13 protein-coding genes and 1 tRNA gene are annotated in these 15283 nt (G+C 66.4%); 11 read left to right on the forward strand and 3 right to left on the reverse strand.

Features of this window, described 5'->3' with window-relative positions; translation table 11 throughout:
• Positions 1–406: 406 nt before the first annotated feature.
• The 6 genes from lexA (at position 407) to ABE483_RS18650 (ending at position 6183) form a co-directional block, all read left to right on the forward strand.
• Positions 407–1057, forward strand: coding sequence for a transcriptional repressor LexA (gene lexA / locus ABE483_RS18625; protein WP_121041795.1), 651 nt, complete (start codon positions 407–409; stop codon positions 1055–1057).
• 204 nt (positions 1058–1261) lie between these two features.
• Entirely contained in the window at positions 1262–2302 is a 1041-nt protein-coding gene (gene recA / locus ABE483_RS18630; protein ID WP_123728917.1) for a recombinase RecA, read from the forward strand.
• 110 nt (positions 2303–2412) lie between these two features.
• Positions 2413–2904 carry a recombination regulator RecX gene (gene recX, locus ABE483_RS18635; protein WP_123728918.1) on the forward strand — a complete coding sequence of 164 codons (492 nt, stop codon included), beginning with the start codon at positions 2413–2415 and terminating at the stop codon, positions 2902–2904.
• Between the two features lie 107 nt (positions 2905–3011).
• Positions 3012–5660 carry an alanine--tRNA ligase gene (gene alaS, locus ABE483_RS18640; RefSeq protein ID WP_313212551.1) on the forward strand — a complete coding sequence of 883 codons (2649 nt, stop codon included), beginning with the start codon at positions 3012–3014 and terminating at the stop codon, positions 5658–5660.
• Positions 5661–5805: 145 nt separating this feature from the next.
• Entirely contained in the window at positions 5806–6009 is a 204-nt protein-coding gene (gene csrA, locus ABE483_RS18645; RefSeq protein WP_019183311.1) for a carbon storage regulator CsrA, read from the forward strand.
• A gap of 81 nt (positions 6010–6090) precedes the next feature.
• Positions 6091–6183: transfer RNA gene (locus ABE483_RS18650), tRNA-Ser, on the forward strand.
• Between the two features lie 58 nt (positions 6184–6241).
• On the opposite strand, the gene ABE483_RS18655 is transcribed toward ABE483_RS18650, so the two are convergent.
• The gene (locus tag ABE483_RS18655; RefSeq protein WP_313212552.1) at positions 6242–6619 is read right to left on the reverse strand and encodes a VOC family protein; all 378 of its coding nucleotides are present in this window, start codon (positions 6617–6619) and stop codon (positions 6242–6244) included.
• Positions 6620–6806: 187 nt separating this feature from the next.
• Between ABE483_RS18655 and ABE483_RS18660 the strand changes: the two genes are divergently transcribed.
• From ABE483_RS18660 to ABE483_RS18670, 3 genes are all read left to right on the forward strand, one after another.
• Complete coding sequence (locus tag ABE483_RS18660; protein WP_346482168.1) at positions 6807–7487, forward strand: ankyrin repeat domain-containing protein; 681 nt, start codon at positions 6807–6809, stop codon at positions 7485–7487.
• A 117-nt stretch (positions 7488–7604) separates the two neighbouring features.
• Entirely contained in the window at positions 7605–8753 is a 1149-nt protein-coding gene (locus ABE483_RS18665) for an aldo/keto reductase (RefSeq protein WP_346482169.1), read from the forward strand.
• A gap of 230 nt (positions 8754–8983) precedes the next feature.
• Positions 8984–11122, forward strand: a complete 2139-nt coding sequence (locus ABE483_RS18670; protein WP_346482172.1) for a TonB-dependent siderophore receptor — start codon at positions 8984–8986, stop codon at positions 11120–11122.
• Between the two features lie 55 nt (positions 11123–11177).
• Here ABE483_RS18670 and ABE483_RS18675 read toward each other — a convergent pair whose 3' ends face one another.
• Complete coding sequence (locus ABE483_RS18675; RefSeq protein ID WP_346482170.1) at positions 11178–11879, reverse strand: pirin family protein; 702 nt, start codon at positions 11877–11879, stop codon at positions 11178–11180.
• 140 nt (positions 11880–12019) lie between these two features.
• Between ABE483_RS18675 and ABE483_RS18680 the strand changes: the two genes are divergently transcribed.
• On the forward strand, positions 12020–12946 hold the full coding sequence (locus ABE483_RS18680; protein WP_346463706.1) for a LysR family transcriptional regulator: 927 nt from the start codon (positions 12020–12022) through the stop codon (positions 12944–12946).
• A 155-nt stretch (positions 12947–13101) separates the two neighbouring features.
• The gene (locus ABE483_RS18685; RefSeq protein WP_346482171.1) at positions 13102–14376 is read left to right on the forward strand and encodes an alpha/beta fold hydrolase; all 1275 of its coding nucleotides are present in this window, start codon (positions 13102–13104) and stop codon (positions 14374–14376) included.
• An 84-nt stretch (positions 14377–14460) separates the two neighbouring features.
• Here ABE483_RS18685 and ABE483_RS18690 read toward each other — a convergent pair whose 3' ends face one another.
• A complete protein-coding gene (locus ABE483_RS18690; protein ID WP_313217733.1) occupies positions 14461–15144 on the reverse strand; it encodes a pentapeptide repeat-containing protein in 684 nt (227 codons plus the stop codon).
• Between the last annotated feature and the right edge of the window lie 139 nt (positions 15145–15283).

Consider the following 15283-nt stretch of genomic DNA (forward strand, 5'->3'; position numbering starts at 1 on the left):
CAAGCTACCCAGCGGTCGCAAGACCTAGAGCCACACGGTCGCCCACGCCGGGCTCTCGGCACCTAAAGTGCCAGATCGGCAAGAGATAAGAGCCACGCCACGCGTGGCTGCTCCAGCCCGTCACCGCACCCACCGGTAGAGCCACGCCATGCGTGGCTGCTCCTCATCCGGCCCCCACGAATGCCTGACCCAACAGATTGCAGAGGCTAAACGCCGGAGAGCTGGCCGCAAGCGATACGCACCCGCGCCGTCAGACATCGCCGCGCGTTCGCGCGGTCACCGACCAACGGTCGGTGGCTACAGGCATTGCTGGAGGCTTCGGCCGGTGCGGGACAGCCCTTCTTCTATCGGCTCTTCCTCTGCGGGCACTTGCGTGCCCGCATCGTTAGTAGTAATACTACTAACCATGGACCTGACCGATACCCAGCAGGCGATCCTGCAGTTGATCGCCGAGCGTATAGAGACCGATGGCGCACCGCCGTCGCAGACCGAAATCGCCCGCGCGTTCGGCTTCAAGGGCGTCCGCGCAGCCCAGTACCATCTGGAAGCGCTGGAGCAGGCCGGGGCGATCCGTCGCATCCCGGGCCAGGCCCGCGGCATCCGGCTGGTCCAGGCGCCGGCGCTGCAGAACGGCCTGCCCGAATCACTGCCTGCGTCGGCGTTGCCGGACCACGTCCTGCGGCTGCCGGTGCTGGGCCGGGTCGCGGCCGGTCTGCCGATCGGCGCGGATATCGGCTCGGATGATTTCGTGGTGCTGGACCGGGTGTTCTTCTCGCCCGCGCCGGACTACCTGCTGAAGGTGCAGGGCGACTCGATGATCGACGAGGGCATCTTCGACGGCGATCTGATCGGTGTGCACCGCACCCGCGACGCCCGCTCCGGGCAGATCGTGGTGGCCCGCATCGATGACGAGATCACGGTCAAGCTGCTGAAGATGGGGAAGGATCGGATCCGCCTGCTGCCGCGCAACCCCGATTACAAGCCGATCGAAGTGCTGCCCGACCAGGACTTCGCCATCGAAGGCCTCTATTGCGGGTTGCTGCGGCCCAACCGCTGACCCTGTTCCCCCTTGAATCACGCGCGGTCTTTTGTGGCACATCTCTGGTTTTGCTGAGGTTGGTACGGATGTCCGATAATTTTTTTCCGAACGCCGGGCAGAATCTCAGCCCGTGCGATACGCCAGCCTTAAAGTGAACCCATGGCCAAGAAGACTTCCAAAGACAGCACCTCCACCGATACGACCTCTGCAAGGACCACTCCGATGGACGAAAACAAAAAGCGCGCCCTCACCGCCGCGCTGAGCCAGATCGAAAAGCAGTTCGGCAAGGGCGCCGTGATGCGCATGGGCGACCGCGTCGTCGAGGCGGTCGAGGTCATCCCCACCGGTTCGCTGATGCTGGATATCGCCCTCGGTATCGGTGGCCTGCCCAAGGGTCGCGTCGTGGAGATCTACGGTCCGGAATCCTCGGGCAAGACCACCCTGACCCTGCAGGCGATCGCCGAGTGCCAGAAGAAGGGCGGTACCGCGGCCTTCATCGATGCCGAGCACGCGCTGGATCCGATCTACGCCGCCAAGCTGGGCGTCAACGTGGACGACCTGCTGCTCTCGCAGCCGGATACCGGTGAGCAGGCGCTGGAAATCGCCGACATGCTGGTGCGCTCCAGCTCGGTGGACATCGTGGTGGTCGACTCGGTCGCCGCGCTGACCCCGAAGGCCGAAATCGAAGGCGAAATGGGCGACCAGCTGCCGGGCCTGCAGGCTCGCCTGATGAGCCAGGCGCTGCGCAAGCTGACCGGCAACATCAAGCGCTCCAACACCCTGGTGGTCTTCATCAACCAGCTGCGCCACAAGATCGGCGTGATGATGCCGGGCCAGAGCCCGGAAGTGACCACCGGCGGCAACGCGCTGAAGTTCTACGCCTCGGTCCGCCTGGACATCCGCCGTATCGGCGCGATCAAGAAGGGCGACGAGATCATCGGCAACCAGACCAAGATCAAGGTGGTCAAGAACAAGCTGGCGCCCCCGTTCAAGCAGGTCATCACCGAGATCCTGTACGGCGAAGGCATCAGCCGCGAAGGCGAACTGATCGACATGGGCGTGGAAGCCAAGCTGGTCGAGAAGGCCGGCGCCTGGTACAGCTACGGCGAAGAGCGCATCGGCCAGGGCAAGGACAACGCCCGCGGCTACCTGCGCGACAACCCGCAGATCGCCCAGCGTCTGGAAGCCGAGCTGCGCGAGAAGTTCCAGCCGGAAGAAGCCGTGCGTGAAGGCGGCGACGAGGCTGAAGACGACGCCGAGTGAGTTTCCTGCGGGGCAGGGCAGCGCCGTCAGTGACGCTCGCCCTGTCCTGCAGTTTCAAGAATCCCCGACGGGATGGCGCCAAGGACGGCGCACTGTAATGGACCGCTGCCATGCAAGACTCCGAAGCCCCCGCACCCCGGCGCAAGCGCCGTGTCCAGGAACAGACGCCGGTCCAGCGGGCGTTGGGGCTGCTGGTGCGCCGCGAGCATTCGCGTAAAGAGCTGACCCGCAAACTGCAGGCCCGCGGCATCGAGAACGAGGCCGCCGAAGCCGCGGTCAGCAAGCTGGCCGAGGCCGGCTGGCAGGATGACACCCGCTTTGCCGAGAATCTGGTCCGGATCCGGGCCAACACCGGCTATGGACCGATCCACATCCGCGCCGAACTGGGCACGCATGGCCTGGACAGCGACCAGATCGCTGCCGCCATGGACACCTTCGAAGGTGATTGGACCGAGAATGCCCGCGACCTGGTCTGCCGCCGTTTTGGCGAGGCCGGCCCGCAGGAACTGCCTGCACGGCGTAAAGCCGCCGATCTTCTGGCCCGCCGGGGGTTCCCCGGCGACAGCATCCGCCAGGCCACCCGTTACGACCCTGAGGACTGAGCGGCTCGGGCCTGATACCCTTTGTGGTTTCGGCGGTCCTGCAATTGACACCCGGCCATTGGGGCTGCGTGCCAGGGACTGACCGGCCCGCACAAAGCCAGCCCCCCATGAACGCATCCGTCAAATTCACTACCTCCCAGATCCGCAGCGATTTCCTTGAGTTCTTCAAGGGCAAAGGCCACACGATCGTGCCGTCGGCGCCCCTGGTGCCGGGCAATGATCCGACCCTGCTGTTCACCAACTCCGGCATGGTGCAGTTCAAGGACGTGTTCCTTGGCGCCGAGAAGCGCAGCTACGTGCGCGCGGCCGACGTCCAGCGCTGCCTGCGCGCCGGTGGCAAGCACAACGATCTGGACCAGGTCGGTTACACCGCCCGCCACCACACCTTCTTTGAAATGCTGGGCAACTGGTCGTTCGGCGATTACTTCAAGAAGGACGCCATCGCCTGGGCCTGGGAGCTGCTGACCCAGGTCTGGAAGCTGCCGGCCGAGCGCCTGCTGGTCACCGTGTACCAGACCGATGACGAGGCCTACGCGCTGTGGCGCGACATGGTCGGCATTCCGGAAGAGCGGATCGTGCGCATCGGCGACAACAAGGGTGCGCCGTTCGCGTCGGACAATTTCTGGCAGATGGCCGAGACCGGTCCGTGCGGCCCGTGTACCGAAATCTTCTATGACCATGGCGACCACATCGCCGGTGGCCCGCCGGGCTCGCCGGATGAAGACGGTGACCGTTTCATCGAGATCTGGAACCTGGTCTTCATGCAGTTCGACCGCCAGCCCGATGGCACCCTGGTGCCGCTGCCGGCCCCGTGCGTGGATACCGGCATGGGTCTGGAGCGTCTGGCCGCGATCCTGCAGCACGTCCACACCAATTACGAAATCGACCTGTTCCAGGCGCTGATCCGCAAGGCCAGCGAGCTGACCGGCATGGCCGATCTGGAGAACAAGTCGCTGCGCGTGATCGCCGATCACATCCGCGCCTGCTCGTTCCTGATCGTCGATGGCGTGCTGCCGTCCAACGAAGGCCGCGGCTACGTGCTGCGCCGGATCATCCGCCGCGCCCTGCGCCATGGCTGGATGCTGGGCGTGCGCCAGCCGTTCTTCAGCAAGCTGGTGCCGACCCTGGTCGAGCAGATGGGCGTGGCCTATCCGGAACTGCCGGCGCAGGCAGACACGGTGGTGCGCGCGCTGCAGGCCGAAGAAGAGCGTTTCGCGGAAACGCTGGATTCGGGCATGAAGATCTTCGACGACGTGGCCGCAAAGGTCAGCAACGGCGTGATCCCGGGCGTGGATGCGTTCCGCCTCTACGACACCTACGGCTTCCCGCTCGATCTCACCCAGGACATCGCGCGCGAGCGTGACCTGATCGTGGACATCGAGGGCTTCAACGCCGCGATGGACACCCAGCGCGAGACCGCGCGCGCGGCCGGCAAGTTCGGCGGCGGCGTGACCCTGTCGGCCGATCTGGTCGCCACGCTCAAGCCGACCGTGTTCCTCGGGTATGACCGCCTGCAGGCCGACGATCTCACCGTGGTCGCCATCCTCAAGGACGGCCGCCCGGTGGAGAGCGCCAAGGCCGGCGACGACGTCATCGTGCTGACCAACCAGACCCCGTTCTACGCCGAATCCGGTGGCCAGGTCGGCGACAACGGCACCCTGTCCGGCGCCGGCGTGCAGGTGGACGTCAGCGATACCCAGAAGTTCGCGGGCCAGTTCCATGGGCACGTCGGCAAGCTCACCGCGGGCAGCCTGAAGGTCGGCGACGTGCTGTCCGGTCAGGTCGATGGCCAGCGCCGTGGCGCGACCATCCTCAACCACTCGGCCACCCATCTGCTGCACGCCGCCCTGCGCGAAGTACTGGGCACCCATGTGCAGCAGAAGGGCTCGCTGGTCGCCCCCGATCGCCTGCGCTTCGATTTCTCGCACTTCGCGCCGATCAGCGCCGAGGACCTGGCGATCATCGAGCGCAAGGTCAACGAGCAGGTGCGTGCCAACAACGCCGCTGAAGTCCACAACATGGGCATGCAGGAAGCGCTCGACTTCGGCGCGATGGCGCTGTTCGGCGAGAAGTACGGCGAGCACGTGCGCGTGCTGAAGATGGGCGACTACTCCACCGAACTGTGTGGCGGTACGCATGTCTCGCGCACCGGCGACATTGGTCTGTTCAAGATCACGTCCGAAGGTGGCGTGTCCTCGGGCGTGCGCCGTATCGAAGCGGTGACCGGGCAGGGCGCGTTGGATTATGTGGCCCATGAAGAAGCCCAGCTGAGCGAAGCGGCGGCACTGCTCGGCGGCAACGCCGGCGACGTGGTCGACAAGATCCGCCAGCTCGGCGAGCGCCAGAAGAAGCTCGAGCGCGAGCTCGAGGCGCTCAAGGCCAAGCAGGCGGCCGGTGCGACCGCCGATCTTGGTGGCGCCGCGGTCGAGGTCAACGGCATCAAGATCCTGGCCGCGCGTCTGGAAGGCTTCGATGCCAAGGCGCTGCGCGATGCGATCGACCGGCTCAAGCAGCAGCTCGGCGATGCGGTGATCGTGCTGGCCGGCACCCAGGACGGCAAGGCGGCCCTGGTCGCCGGTGTGAACGGCAGCGCAATGGGCAAGGTCAAGGCCGGGGAACTGTTGGCCCATATCGCCAGTCAGATCGGGGGCAAGGGCGGCGGCCGCCCGGACCTCGCCCAGGGTGGTGGTGAGGACGGGCCCGCCCTTGCTTCTGCACTGGCCGCCGTCGTCGACTGGGTCACCCCCCGTATCTGAACAGCCTGAAGCCTCCTGCTCCTTGATGGGTCGGGAGGCCTGACGGTACTATGGCGAATCTTTTCCCGTTGTCGTGGGGCGCTCTTGCCGGGGCGCCAAGCCGGTGGGGAAATGCCACCACCGGTTCCCCTGGAGACTTGAACAAATGTTGATCCTGACTCGCCGTGTAGGCGAAACCCTGATGATCGGTGACTCGGTCAGCGTGACCGTGCTCGGCGTCAAGGGCAACCAGGTGCGTATCGGTATCACCGCTCCGAAGGACGTGGCCGTGCACCGCGAAGAGATTTATCAGCGGATCCAGCGCGGTGATGAGCCGAATGCATCCGGAAGTGAAAATTCTTCGGATTAAGGCTTTACCTGAGGGCGCGGAAAACGTTATTATTCGCGCCCCCGCTGAGATGATTCATCGCAGCGGCGGACCAAGAACACTGGAGCGGTGCCCGAGTGGCTGAAGGGGCTCCCCTGCTAAGGGAGTATAGGGCTTAAAACTCTATCGAGGGTTCGAATCCCTCCCGCTCCGCCAGTTGTAGAAAAGGCCTTCGTACGCAAGTACGGAGGCCTTTTTCTTTGTGCGATCCGGTTCAAATGGCCGACTTGCAGACCGCCTCGATCCGATGCCCGTCCGGGTCGATCAGGAACGCGGCGTAGTAGTGATCGCCATAATCCTCGCGCAGCCCCGGCGCCCCGTTGCAGGTGCCGCCAACCGCCAGTGCATCGCGGTGGAACGCGTCCACCGCCTGGCGCGAGGGCGCTCCAAAGGCCAAGTGGAATCCGGCGCCGGGTGGCGAGGCATCTGCCCGCAGTTTCAGGCACAGCAGATCCTCGTCCTCGACATATCCATACCCGATCGCCTCGTCGTCTTCGAAGACGCGGCGCATGCCCAGCGCACCGAGTGCGGCATCGTGGAAGGCGGCGGCACGCGCGAGATCGCGCACGCCCAGGGAAAGGTGATGCAGCATGGTGGTGCGCTTCCGTGGGGAATGTGGCGCGCAGCGTCGCATGAAACAGGCGGAAGGCGCGCCGCCCGACGCATTCGGATGGCGCATGCAGTCGATCCCCAATCATCATTGGTGCCGACGCGGCGGCTCGGCTACGGTCGTTGTCCTGCGGCGTCCCACCGGGCGCCCCCGTGGAAGGAGCAGGAACATGTCGATGGAACGGAGGTCACCGCGTGGCTGGGTGGTCGTGAGCATGCTGATGGGCATGGTCATGCCGGTCAGTGCCGCCTCGTTGGAAGAGCGGCTGCATCGGGCGGCGGAGAAGGGCGATGCCACTGCGGTGCGTACGCTGCTGGGGCAGGGCGCCCGCGTGGATGCGCGCGGCGTGGCGAAGGCGACACCGTTACTGGTCGCGACCCACCACAACCACGTGGAGGCCGCACGTGCGCTGATCCAGGCCGGTGCTGACGTCAATGCCAAGGATGCGATCCAGGACAGCCCGTACCTGTACGCCGGTGCGCGAGGCCATCTTGAGATCCTGAGCGCGACACTGAGTGCTGGCGCCGACCTCAAGAGCACCAACCGCTACGGCGGCACCGCACTCATCCCAGCGGCCGAACGCGGGCACGTGGAGACCGTGGCGACGCTGATCGCGGCCGGTGTCGATGTGGATCACGTCAACAAGCTGCAGTGGACCGCGCTGCTGGAGGCGATCATCCTCGCCGATGGCGGCCCGCGACATGTGGAGATCGTCCGTCAGCTCATCGCGGCAGGCGCGGATGTGAACCTGCCCGACGGTGAAGGCGTGAGCCCGCTGCAGCATGCACGCCAGCGCGGTTACCGCGAGATGGAGGCGCTGCTTCTGGCAGGGGGTGCGCGTCCGGGCTGAGCGACGCGCAACCGGACAGAGCGGATGCATGTTGCCACTGCGTTGACGCCGCACAGGCATGCTCTGCACCGCTGCTCTGCCAAGGTATGTGCTTCCCTCGCAGAAACAGGAGTCGCCGTGAACGCACGTCGCCACTTCCTTTCCGTTGCCGCCGCCGGCACGGCCGCGTTCGCCGCCGCCCCATTGATGGCGCAGTCGGCCGGCCCGGGCAGCGTCCTGCCCACCCGCGGCCAGGCTTCAGCGAAGCCCTTGCCCGGCAATCCCGCGCGGCAGGGTGTGCGTTACCGGCCGCAGACCCGCCTGGGCCTCGGCGGCGTCGCGATCGGCAATGGGTTTGCGGCCGCGACCGATGCGCAGAGCGAAGCCAGCCTCGCCGCAGCCTATGCGGCGGGCGTGCGCTATTTCGATACGTCACCCTGGTACGGGCTCGGTCTGAGCGAGCGTCGTTATGGCCATCATCTGCACAACCACCCGGCGCGCGAGTACACGCTGTCGACCAAGGTCGGGCGCCTGCTGACGGCGACCGCCGGTGAGTTGCAGGACGTGATGTGGAAGGACCCGTCGCCATTCCATTACCGTTACGACTACTCCGCCGACGGCACGCGGCGTTCGGTGGAGGACAGCCTCAACCGGCTCGGTGTGTCGCAGCTGGACGTGGTCTTCATCCATGACCTCTCGCCGGACAACGAGAAAGACCTGGGCATGCCTTGGGAGCAGCGTTTCGCGGAAGCAGCGAAGGGCGCGATGCCGGCGCTGACCCGCATGCGCGAGGAGGGGTTGATCAAGGCGTGGGGCTTCGGTGTGAACCGTCCCGAGCCGGCCCTGCGTGCGGTGGCCGAGGCGGATCCGGACATCTTCCTGCTCGCCTGCCAGTACTCGCTGCTGGACCACGAGCAGGCGTTGCATGACACCTTCCCCAGGATCGCCGCACACGGTGCATCGGTCGTGGTCGGCTCGCCGCTGCTGGCCGGCTACCTGGCCGGGCGTGATCGCTATCTGTATGACGGCAAGGTGCCGTCGTGGGCGCCGGAGAAGCGCGCGAAGGTGCAGGTCCTCTGCGAGCGCCATGGTGTGGATCTGCGCACCGCGGCGCTGCAGTTCGCCGATGCGCCGGAGGTGGTCTCGGCGGTCATTCCCGGCGCGCGGACGCCCGAACAGGTGCTGGCCAATGTCGCCTCCATGTCCGTGGCGATTCCGGCCGCATTCTGGGCCGAGCTCAAGCAGGAGAAGCTGATCGCCTCGGATGCCCCGGTGCCCCGCGGCTGACCCCCACGCCCCGCCTGACCCGGGGCGACCCCCGAACGCCTTCTGCCTCAACGGTCGCGCCATCTTCCACTGGCGGCCGGGATGCGGCATCATGCCGCCCATTCGTTCCCTCCAGCCGCCGCCAGAGGAGTCCCTTCCTGCCTGGAGGCATTGCCGTGTCCGTCGTTCCGTTCCGTGTTGCCCCGATCCATTCGGGTCGCCGTCGCGCTTTTCCCTCGCGCTCCCCGCTGATGCAGGCGATGGCCTGCGTGCTGGGCCTGGCCCTGTCCGCCTCGGCCGTGCAGGCCGAAGAGGCGCCGGCGGGGGACGCCCCTGCCAAGGACGGCGCACAGACCCTGCAGACCGTGCAGGTTACCGCCAACCAGCTCGGCACCGTGACCGAAGGCAGTGATTCCTACACGCCCGGTACGATCGCCACGGCCACCCGCCTGGTGCTCAGCCCGCGCCAGACGCCGCAGTCGATCAGCGTGATCACGCGGCAGGAAATGAACGACTTCGGCCTCAACGGCATCGATGACGTCATGAAGGTCACGCCGGGTGTGAGTATCGTCACCTACGACAGCGAGCGCACCGAGTACTACGCGCGCGGCTTCGCGGTACAGAACTTCCAGTACGACGGCATCCCGATGGCGCGCGATTCGGCGTACTCGGCCGGCAACACGCTCAGCGACATGGCCATCTACGATCGCGTGGAAGTGCTCAAGGGCGCCACCGGCCTGCTGACCGGCATGGGCGACCCGGGCGCGACCATCAACCTGGTGCGCAAGAAACCGACCCGGGAGCTGGCCGGCAGTGCCACGCTGGGTGTCGGTTCATGGGACAGCTACCGCGCCGAAGTCGATGTCGGCGGGCCGCTGACTGAGAGTGGCCGCGTGCGCGGCCGCGTGGTCGGCGCCTACCAGGACAAGCATTCCAATGTCGACCATTACCAGCGCAGCAATGAGGTGTTCTACGGCATCCTCGAGGCCGACCTCGGCGAGAGCACGCTGCTGACCGTCGGTGCCGATTACCAGGACAGCGATCCGGAAGGCTCCAGCTGGGGCGGTATTCCCCTGCTGGACAGTGCAGGCAACTTCAACGACATGCCGCGCTCGTTCAACAACGGCGCGCGCTGGAGCCGCTGGGGCCAGTACGCCCGTACCGGCTTCGCGACGCTGGAGCACACCTTCGGCAATGACTGGGTCGCCAAGCTGCAGCTCAATCACCAGGTCAACGGCTATGACGCCTCGCTGGGCGCGGCGGCCGGTGGCAATCCGGATCCGGTCACCGGTGAAGGCGTGAGCATGTGGCTGGGCCAGTACATCGGCAAGACCACCAGCAACGCGGCCGATCTGTACGTCAGTGGCAAGTTCGAGTGGTTCGGCCGCCAGCACGAGCTGGTCGTCGGTGGCAGCGTGTCGCGCAAGCGCTGGGTCAACAATGGCTACTCGCCGCAGCCGGGCTATGTCAGCAGCGTTGCCGACTACTACGCCTGGACCGGCGATGTGCCCGAGCCGGACTGGCAGTGGGGCTACGGTGACAATCAGGTCACCCGCGAAAGCGGTGCCTATGTGGTGGGCCGTTTCGACCTGGCCGATCCGCTCAAGCTGATCGTCGGCAGCCGCATCGCCAACTATAAATCGCCGGATACCGACGAGAGCGGTGTGGTCGTGCCTTACGCCGGCCTGGTGTACGACCTCAACCGCAACTTCTCCGTCTTCGCCAGCTACAGCACCATCTTCAAGCCGCAGGGCAACCAGGACGAACAGGGCCGGGTGCTGGATCCGCTGGAAGGGCGCAGCTACGAAGCGGGCCTGAAGGCGGAGTTCTACGACGGTCGCCTCAACGCCAGTGCGGCGGTGTTCCAGCTGGAGCAGGACAACTACGCACAGCCGACCGGCGGCAGGACGCCGAGTGGCGGGATTGCCTATGAAGGCCTGATGGGGGTGCGCACCAAGGGCTATGAGCTGGAGGTGTCCGGCCAGCTTGCGCCGGGCTGGCAGATCCAGGGCGGCTACGCGCACAAGATCGCGCGGCAGCAGTCCACCAAGGTCTCCACGCTGGAGCCGGAAGATCAGTTCAGCGTGCACACCAGTTACCGCCTCACCGGTGTGGCTGACGGCTGGAGCGTTGGCGGGGGCGCGCGCTGGCAGGGCAGCACGTTCGGCACCATCACCAATCCGGCCACCGGCGGAAGCCAGCTCCACCGCACCGAGCCCTACTGGCTGCTCGATGCCATGGCGCGGTACCAGTTCAACGACCAGCTCTCGGCGACGCTCAACGTCAACAACCTGCTGGACAAGCACTACTACACGATCTTCAGCTGGTACAGCACCTACACCTGGGGCGAGCCGCGCAACGTGCGCCTGACCCTCAACTACAGGTTCTGATCCAAAACGAACGACACCCCGGGCAACCGGGGTGTCTGCGTTTGAAGCCGGCCGGTTAAAGCGCCAGCTCGAACACGATGACTTCCGCGTCGTTGGCGTTTTCCAGCGTCAGCTGCGCCTCGTCACTGACCTGCAGCGCATCGCCGGTCTCCAGCGTGATGCCGTTGACCTGCAGCTGCCCGCGGGCCACCTGTACATAGGCGCCGCGGCGCGGAGCCAGCGGCAGGTGGACGCGGTCGTCGCCGTCCAGGATCGTGGCGTAGATGTTGGCGTCCTGGTGGATCAGCAGCGAACCGTCACGGCCATCGCGCGAGGCGATCAGGCGCAGCTGGCCTCGCTTGGTGTCCGGGGCGAAGTGGGTCTCCTGGTAGCTCGGGGTGATGTTCTCCTGGTCGGGGAACAGCCAGATCTGCAGGAAGTGCACCGCTTCGTCGGCCGAGTGGTTGAACTCGCTGTGGCTGACGCCGCTGCCGGCGCTCATGCGCTGCACGTCGCCGTAGCGCAGCACCGAGCCGGTGCCCATCGAATCCTTGTGTTCCAGCGCGCCGCCGAGCACGTAGGAGATGATCTCCATGTTGCTGTGGCTGTGCGTGCCAAAGCCCTGGCCGCCCTGGACGCGGTCTTCGTTGATCACCCGCAGCGGGCCGAAGCTGACGTAGCGCGGGTCGTAATAGTTGGCGAAGGAGAAGGTGTGCATGGAGTTCAGCCAGCCATGGTCGGCCTTGCCACGGGTGTTGCTCTTGCGGATCTGCAGCATGGGAATCTCCTGGGTGTTCGATGGTTTCGATGGCGGTCCGGGTCGGTCGCTGCCGTCCCCTTTCCTGTTGCGGCCAGTATCCGCTTGCTCCGCCGGCTTGAAAAACGGATAGTTTTGCAAGCCATCATCGAAAAATTCGAATGCTCAAGCTCAGCCTCGACGCCCTGCAGATCCTGGATGCCATCGACCGCCGGGGCTCGTTCGCCGCGGCCGGCAAGGCCCTGCACAAGGTGCCTTCGACCATTTCCTACACCGTCTCCAAGCTGGAGGAGGACCTGGGCGTGCAGCTGTTCGACCGGGTCGGGCCGCGTGCGCACCTGACCCCGGCCGGGGAGGCGCTGCTGGAAGAGGGGCGCCACCTGCTGCGGGCGGCGCGCGAGCTGGAGATGCGGGTGCGGCGGGTGGCCTCGGGCTGGGAGGCCGAGCTGACCGTGGCGGTCGACTCGATGTTCGTGCCGGCGTTGCTGGCCGAGGACGTGCGCGCGTTCACTGCGGTGGCCGAACAGACCCGGATACGGCTGATCAGTGAATCGCTGTCGGGTACCTGGGAGGCGCTGCTGGACCGGCGCGCGGACCTGCTGGTCGGCGCGGCGGGCGAGGGCCCCAGCGGCGGGGGCTATGTGGTCGAGCCGATGGGCGTGGTGCGTTTCGTGTTCGCGGTGGCGCCCTCGCATCCGCTGGCGGCCGCGTCCGAGCCGCTGGGCCGTGAGTCGTTGGCCGCCCACTGCGCGATCGCCGTGGCCGATTCGGCCCGGCGGCTGCTGCCGCGCACGGTCGGGCTGCTGATGGGGCAGGAGACCGTGACCGTGCCGGACATGGTCAGCAAGTTCCGCCTGCAATGTGCCGGGCTCGGTTTCGGTTTCCTGCCCGAGCCGTACGTACAGCGGGCGGTGGCGCAGGGCCGACTGGTGATCAGGCAGGTTGAGGAGCCCAAGCCGGACGAGACGTTCTGGCTTGCCTGGCGCACTGGCGAGGAGGGGGCCGCGCTGAAATGGTGGCGCGAGCGCATGCAGCGCCCGGAGGTGCTGGATGGCTGGTGGCCCACCATGGAAGGCTGGCTGGGCTGATCGCAGGCCGGGCAGGGGCCTGCGGCGATGCCGCTGCCCGTCCGTTCAAGCTGAATGCTGGCTTGGCTGTCATCGGATGGTCATCTGGATGCGATAGAGCGGCGCTGACGTGATCGGTACCCTGCGCGACTCGTCTGGTTTTTCCGATTCTGCCCATGAAGCGCTTGCTGCTGTTGCTGCTGGCCGGGGCTGGCCTGTGGCTGGCTGCCTGCTCCTCCTTGACCTCCACCGCCGCCTCGACCTCGTTGAGTGATCGGCTGATCGCGCCCGGCGGCGTATCCACGCTGCTGGACATGCCGCGCATCGCCGAAGCGGTGGAGAGTGTGCCCAACCGGCACGGTCTCGTGACCGGCCGCGCCGGCGTGCCGATCTTCTGGCGTGCGTTCGACCCGGGTCAGTACGGGCTGCATTACCAGTACCTGCCCCAGCAGCATGACAACGGCGAGCCGCTGCGTACCGGCATGGCGCTGGACCTGCCGCACCCGTTCCAGCCGAAGGCACCGCGCGGCACGGTGGTGCTGCTGCACGGCTGGATGATGAACGGTGATGCGATGCTGCCGTGGTCGCTGCAGTTGGCGCAGTCAGGCTATCGCGTGGTCACCATCGACCTGCGCAATCATGGGCATTCCGGCGCCGGCCCGTCCGGTTACGGGACGTTCGAATCGGATGATGTGGTCGATGTCATCGCTGCGCTGAAGGCACGCGGGGAGGTGGTCGGGCCGCTGTATCTGTTCGGCGTTTCCTACGGCGCCGCCACCGCGCTGTTCACCGCCGACAAGCTCGGCGACCAGGTCACCGGCGTGGTGGCGATGGAATCCTTCGCCAATGCCGGCGCTGCGATCCGCAGCATGATCCCGCACCTGATGTCGCTGCAGCCGACCGCGTGGAAGGCGCAGGCCATGGCCGCCTATGGGCGCTGGCGCTACGGTGGGCAGGATATCGACCAGGTGATCGCCGCGGCCAGCCAGCGCCTGGATCTGGACCTGGACCGCGTCGATGTCACCCGCGCGCTGGCCGACAGCCGTACCTGCGTGCTGCTGCTGCACGGCCAGGACGATCAGCATGTGCCGGTCGGGCAGGGCCGTCGCCTGGCCGCCGCCAGCCCGCGCGTGCACTACATCGAGATGCGGGGCGAAGACCACATCACCCTGCCGCTGCGCGTGGATCTGCTGGGCGGTGTGGTGGATGACTGGCTGGCGCACGACGCCCATGCCGGTGGTGGCTGCCCGGCGCCGGAACTGCCGGGCGAAGCGTATCTGCTGGCGTTGCTGGCAGCCCAGGCCAAAGCACCGCAGGGTTGCCCACCTGGTTGTGCCGGCCGCTGGCCGGCGCCACGCGATCGTCCAGCATTCATGAGAGCCGGCCAGCGGCCGGCACTACCGGGTTTACGTGCTGCGCCGACCAACGGTCGGCGCCTACCGCGTCACTGACGAACGACCGGGTCAGGCAGGAACCGACCACGCCAGGTAGGAACGACCGGGCCGGGTAGGAACCGACCGTTGGTCGGTTCGCCCTTACGCCACGATCAACCCGAATGACGCCAACGCGGCCGCCGCCTGCCGCTGTGAAATCACCGCTTTCTTGAACAGCTTGGCGTCCATCACGTTGAGCCCGCTGATGTCGGTGCCGCGCAGGTCGGCGCCTTCAAAGCGCGTCAACCGCGTCTGTGCATTGCGCAGGCTGCCGCCGTTGAACACCGCATCGCGGAAATCGCAGCCGGACAGCTCGGCCTCGGAGAAATCCATGCCCTCCAGCTGCGCCTTGCGGAAGGACATCCCGCGCAGGTCCGCGCTGACCAGCAGGCAATCGCGGAATTCCAGCGCCCAGCCGGTCACTTCCTGCAGGTGCGCGCCCGTCAGCTTGCAGTCCTGGAACTGCACCGAGGACAGCGTTGCCCGGCGCCAGTGACTGTTGTTCAGATCGCAGTGCGAGAAACGCGCATCGCTGAGCAGTGCCGAGCTGAAATCGCATTGGCTGCCGCGGCACTTCGTCCACTGGCTTTCTTCCAGTGAGGCCGCCAGCCAGCTCGCGCCGGTGACCGAGCACTGATGGAACTGGTACCCATCCATGTCCAGCCGCGAGAAGTCGCCATGATCGAACGTGCAGTTCTCGAACACGGCTGCCCGCGGATGCGCGGCGATGATGGCCTGCATGCGCTCGCGGGTGAGGGTTTCATCGCGGAAGGTGACAGTGTTCATGCGTCCATTCTGGGTGATGGGCGGCGCAGGCGGCAGTCTTGAAGGCAGCGGCGGAGTGTGTACAGCGTCACCGGCGCGCATGCCCCTGTTCGAACCGACGTAGAGCCGACCGTTGGTCGGCTGCCGTTGATGTCGACCC

Origin of the sequence: Stenotrophomonas sp. TWI602, from assembly GCF_039674045.1 — a bacterium.
Lineage (GTDB): Bacteria > Pseudomonadota > Gammaproteobacteria > Xanthomonadales > Xanthomonadaceae > Stenotrophomonas.

Bases quoted from the DNA above. Each gene is read 5' to 3' on its own strand.
- lexA (WP_121041795.1), top strand. From the start codon at position 407: ATGGACCTGACCGATACCCAGCAGGCGATCCTGCAGTTGATCGCCGAG.
- recA (WP_123728917.1), top strand. From the start codon at position 1,262: ATGGACGAAAACAAAAAGCGCGCCCTCACCGCCGCGCTGAGCCAGATC.
- recX (WP_123728918.1), top strand. From the start codon at position 2,413: ATGCAAGACTCCGAAGCCCCCGCACCCCGGCGCAAGCGCCGTGTCCAG.
- alaS (WP_313212551.1), top strand. From the start codon at position 3,012: ATGAACGCATCCGTCAAATTCACTACCTCCCAGATCCGCAGCGATTTC.
- csrA (WP_019183311.1), top strand. From the start codon at position 5,806: ATGTTGATCCTGACTCGCCGTGTAGGCGAAACCCTGATGATCGGTGAC.
- ABE483_RS18655 (WP_313212552.1), bottom strand. From the start codon at position 6,619: ATGCTGCATCACCTTTCCCTGGGCGTGCGCGATCTCGCGCGTGCCGCC.
- ABE483_RS18660 (WP_346482168.1), top strand. From the start codon at position 6,807: ATGTCGATGGAACGGAGGTCACCGCGTGGCTGGGTGGTCGTGAGCATG.
- ABE483_RS18670 (WP_346482172.1), top strand. From the start codon at position 8,984: ATGCAGGCGATGGCCTGCGTGCTGGGCCTGGCCCTGTCCGCCTCGGCC.
- ABE483_RS18675 (WP_346482170.1), bottom strand. From the start codon at position 11,879: ATGCTGCAGATCCGCAAGAGCAACACCCGTGGCAAGGCCGACCATGGC.
- ABE483_RS18680 (WP_346463706.1), top strand. From the start codon at position 12,020: ATGCTCAAGCTCAGCCTCGACGCCCTGCAGATCCTGGATGCCATCGAC.
- ABE483_RS18685 (WP_346482171.1), top strand. From the start codon at position 13,102: ATGAAGCGCTTGCTGCTGTTGCTGCTGGCCGGGGCTGGCCTGTGGCTG.
- ABE483_RS18690 (WP_313217733.1), bottom strand. From the start codon at position 15,144: ATGAACACTGTCACCTTCCGCGATGAAACCCTCACCCGCGAGCGCATG.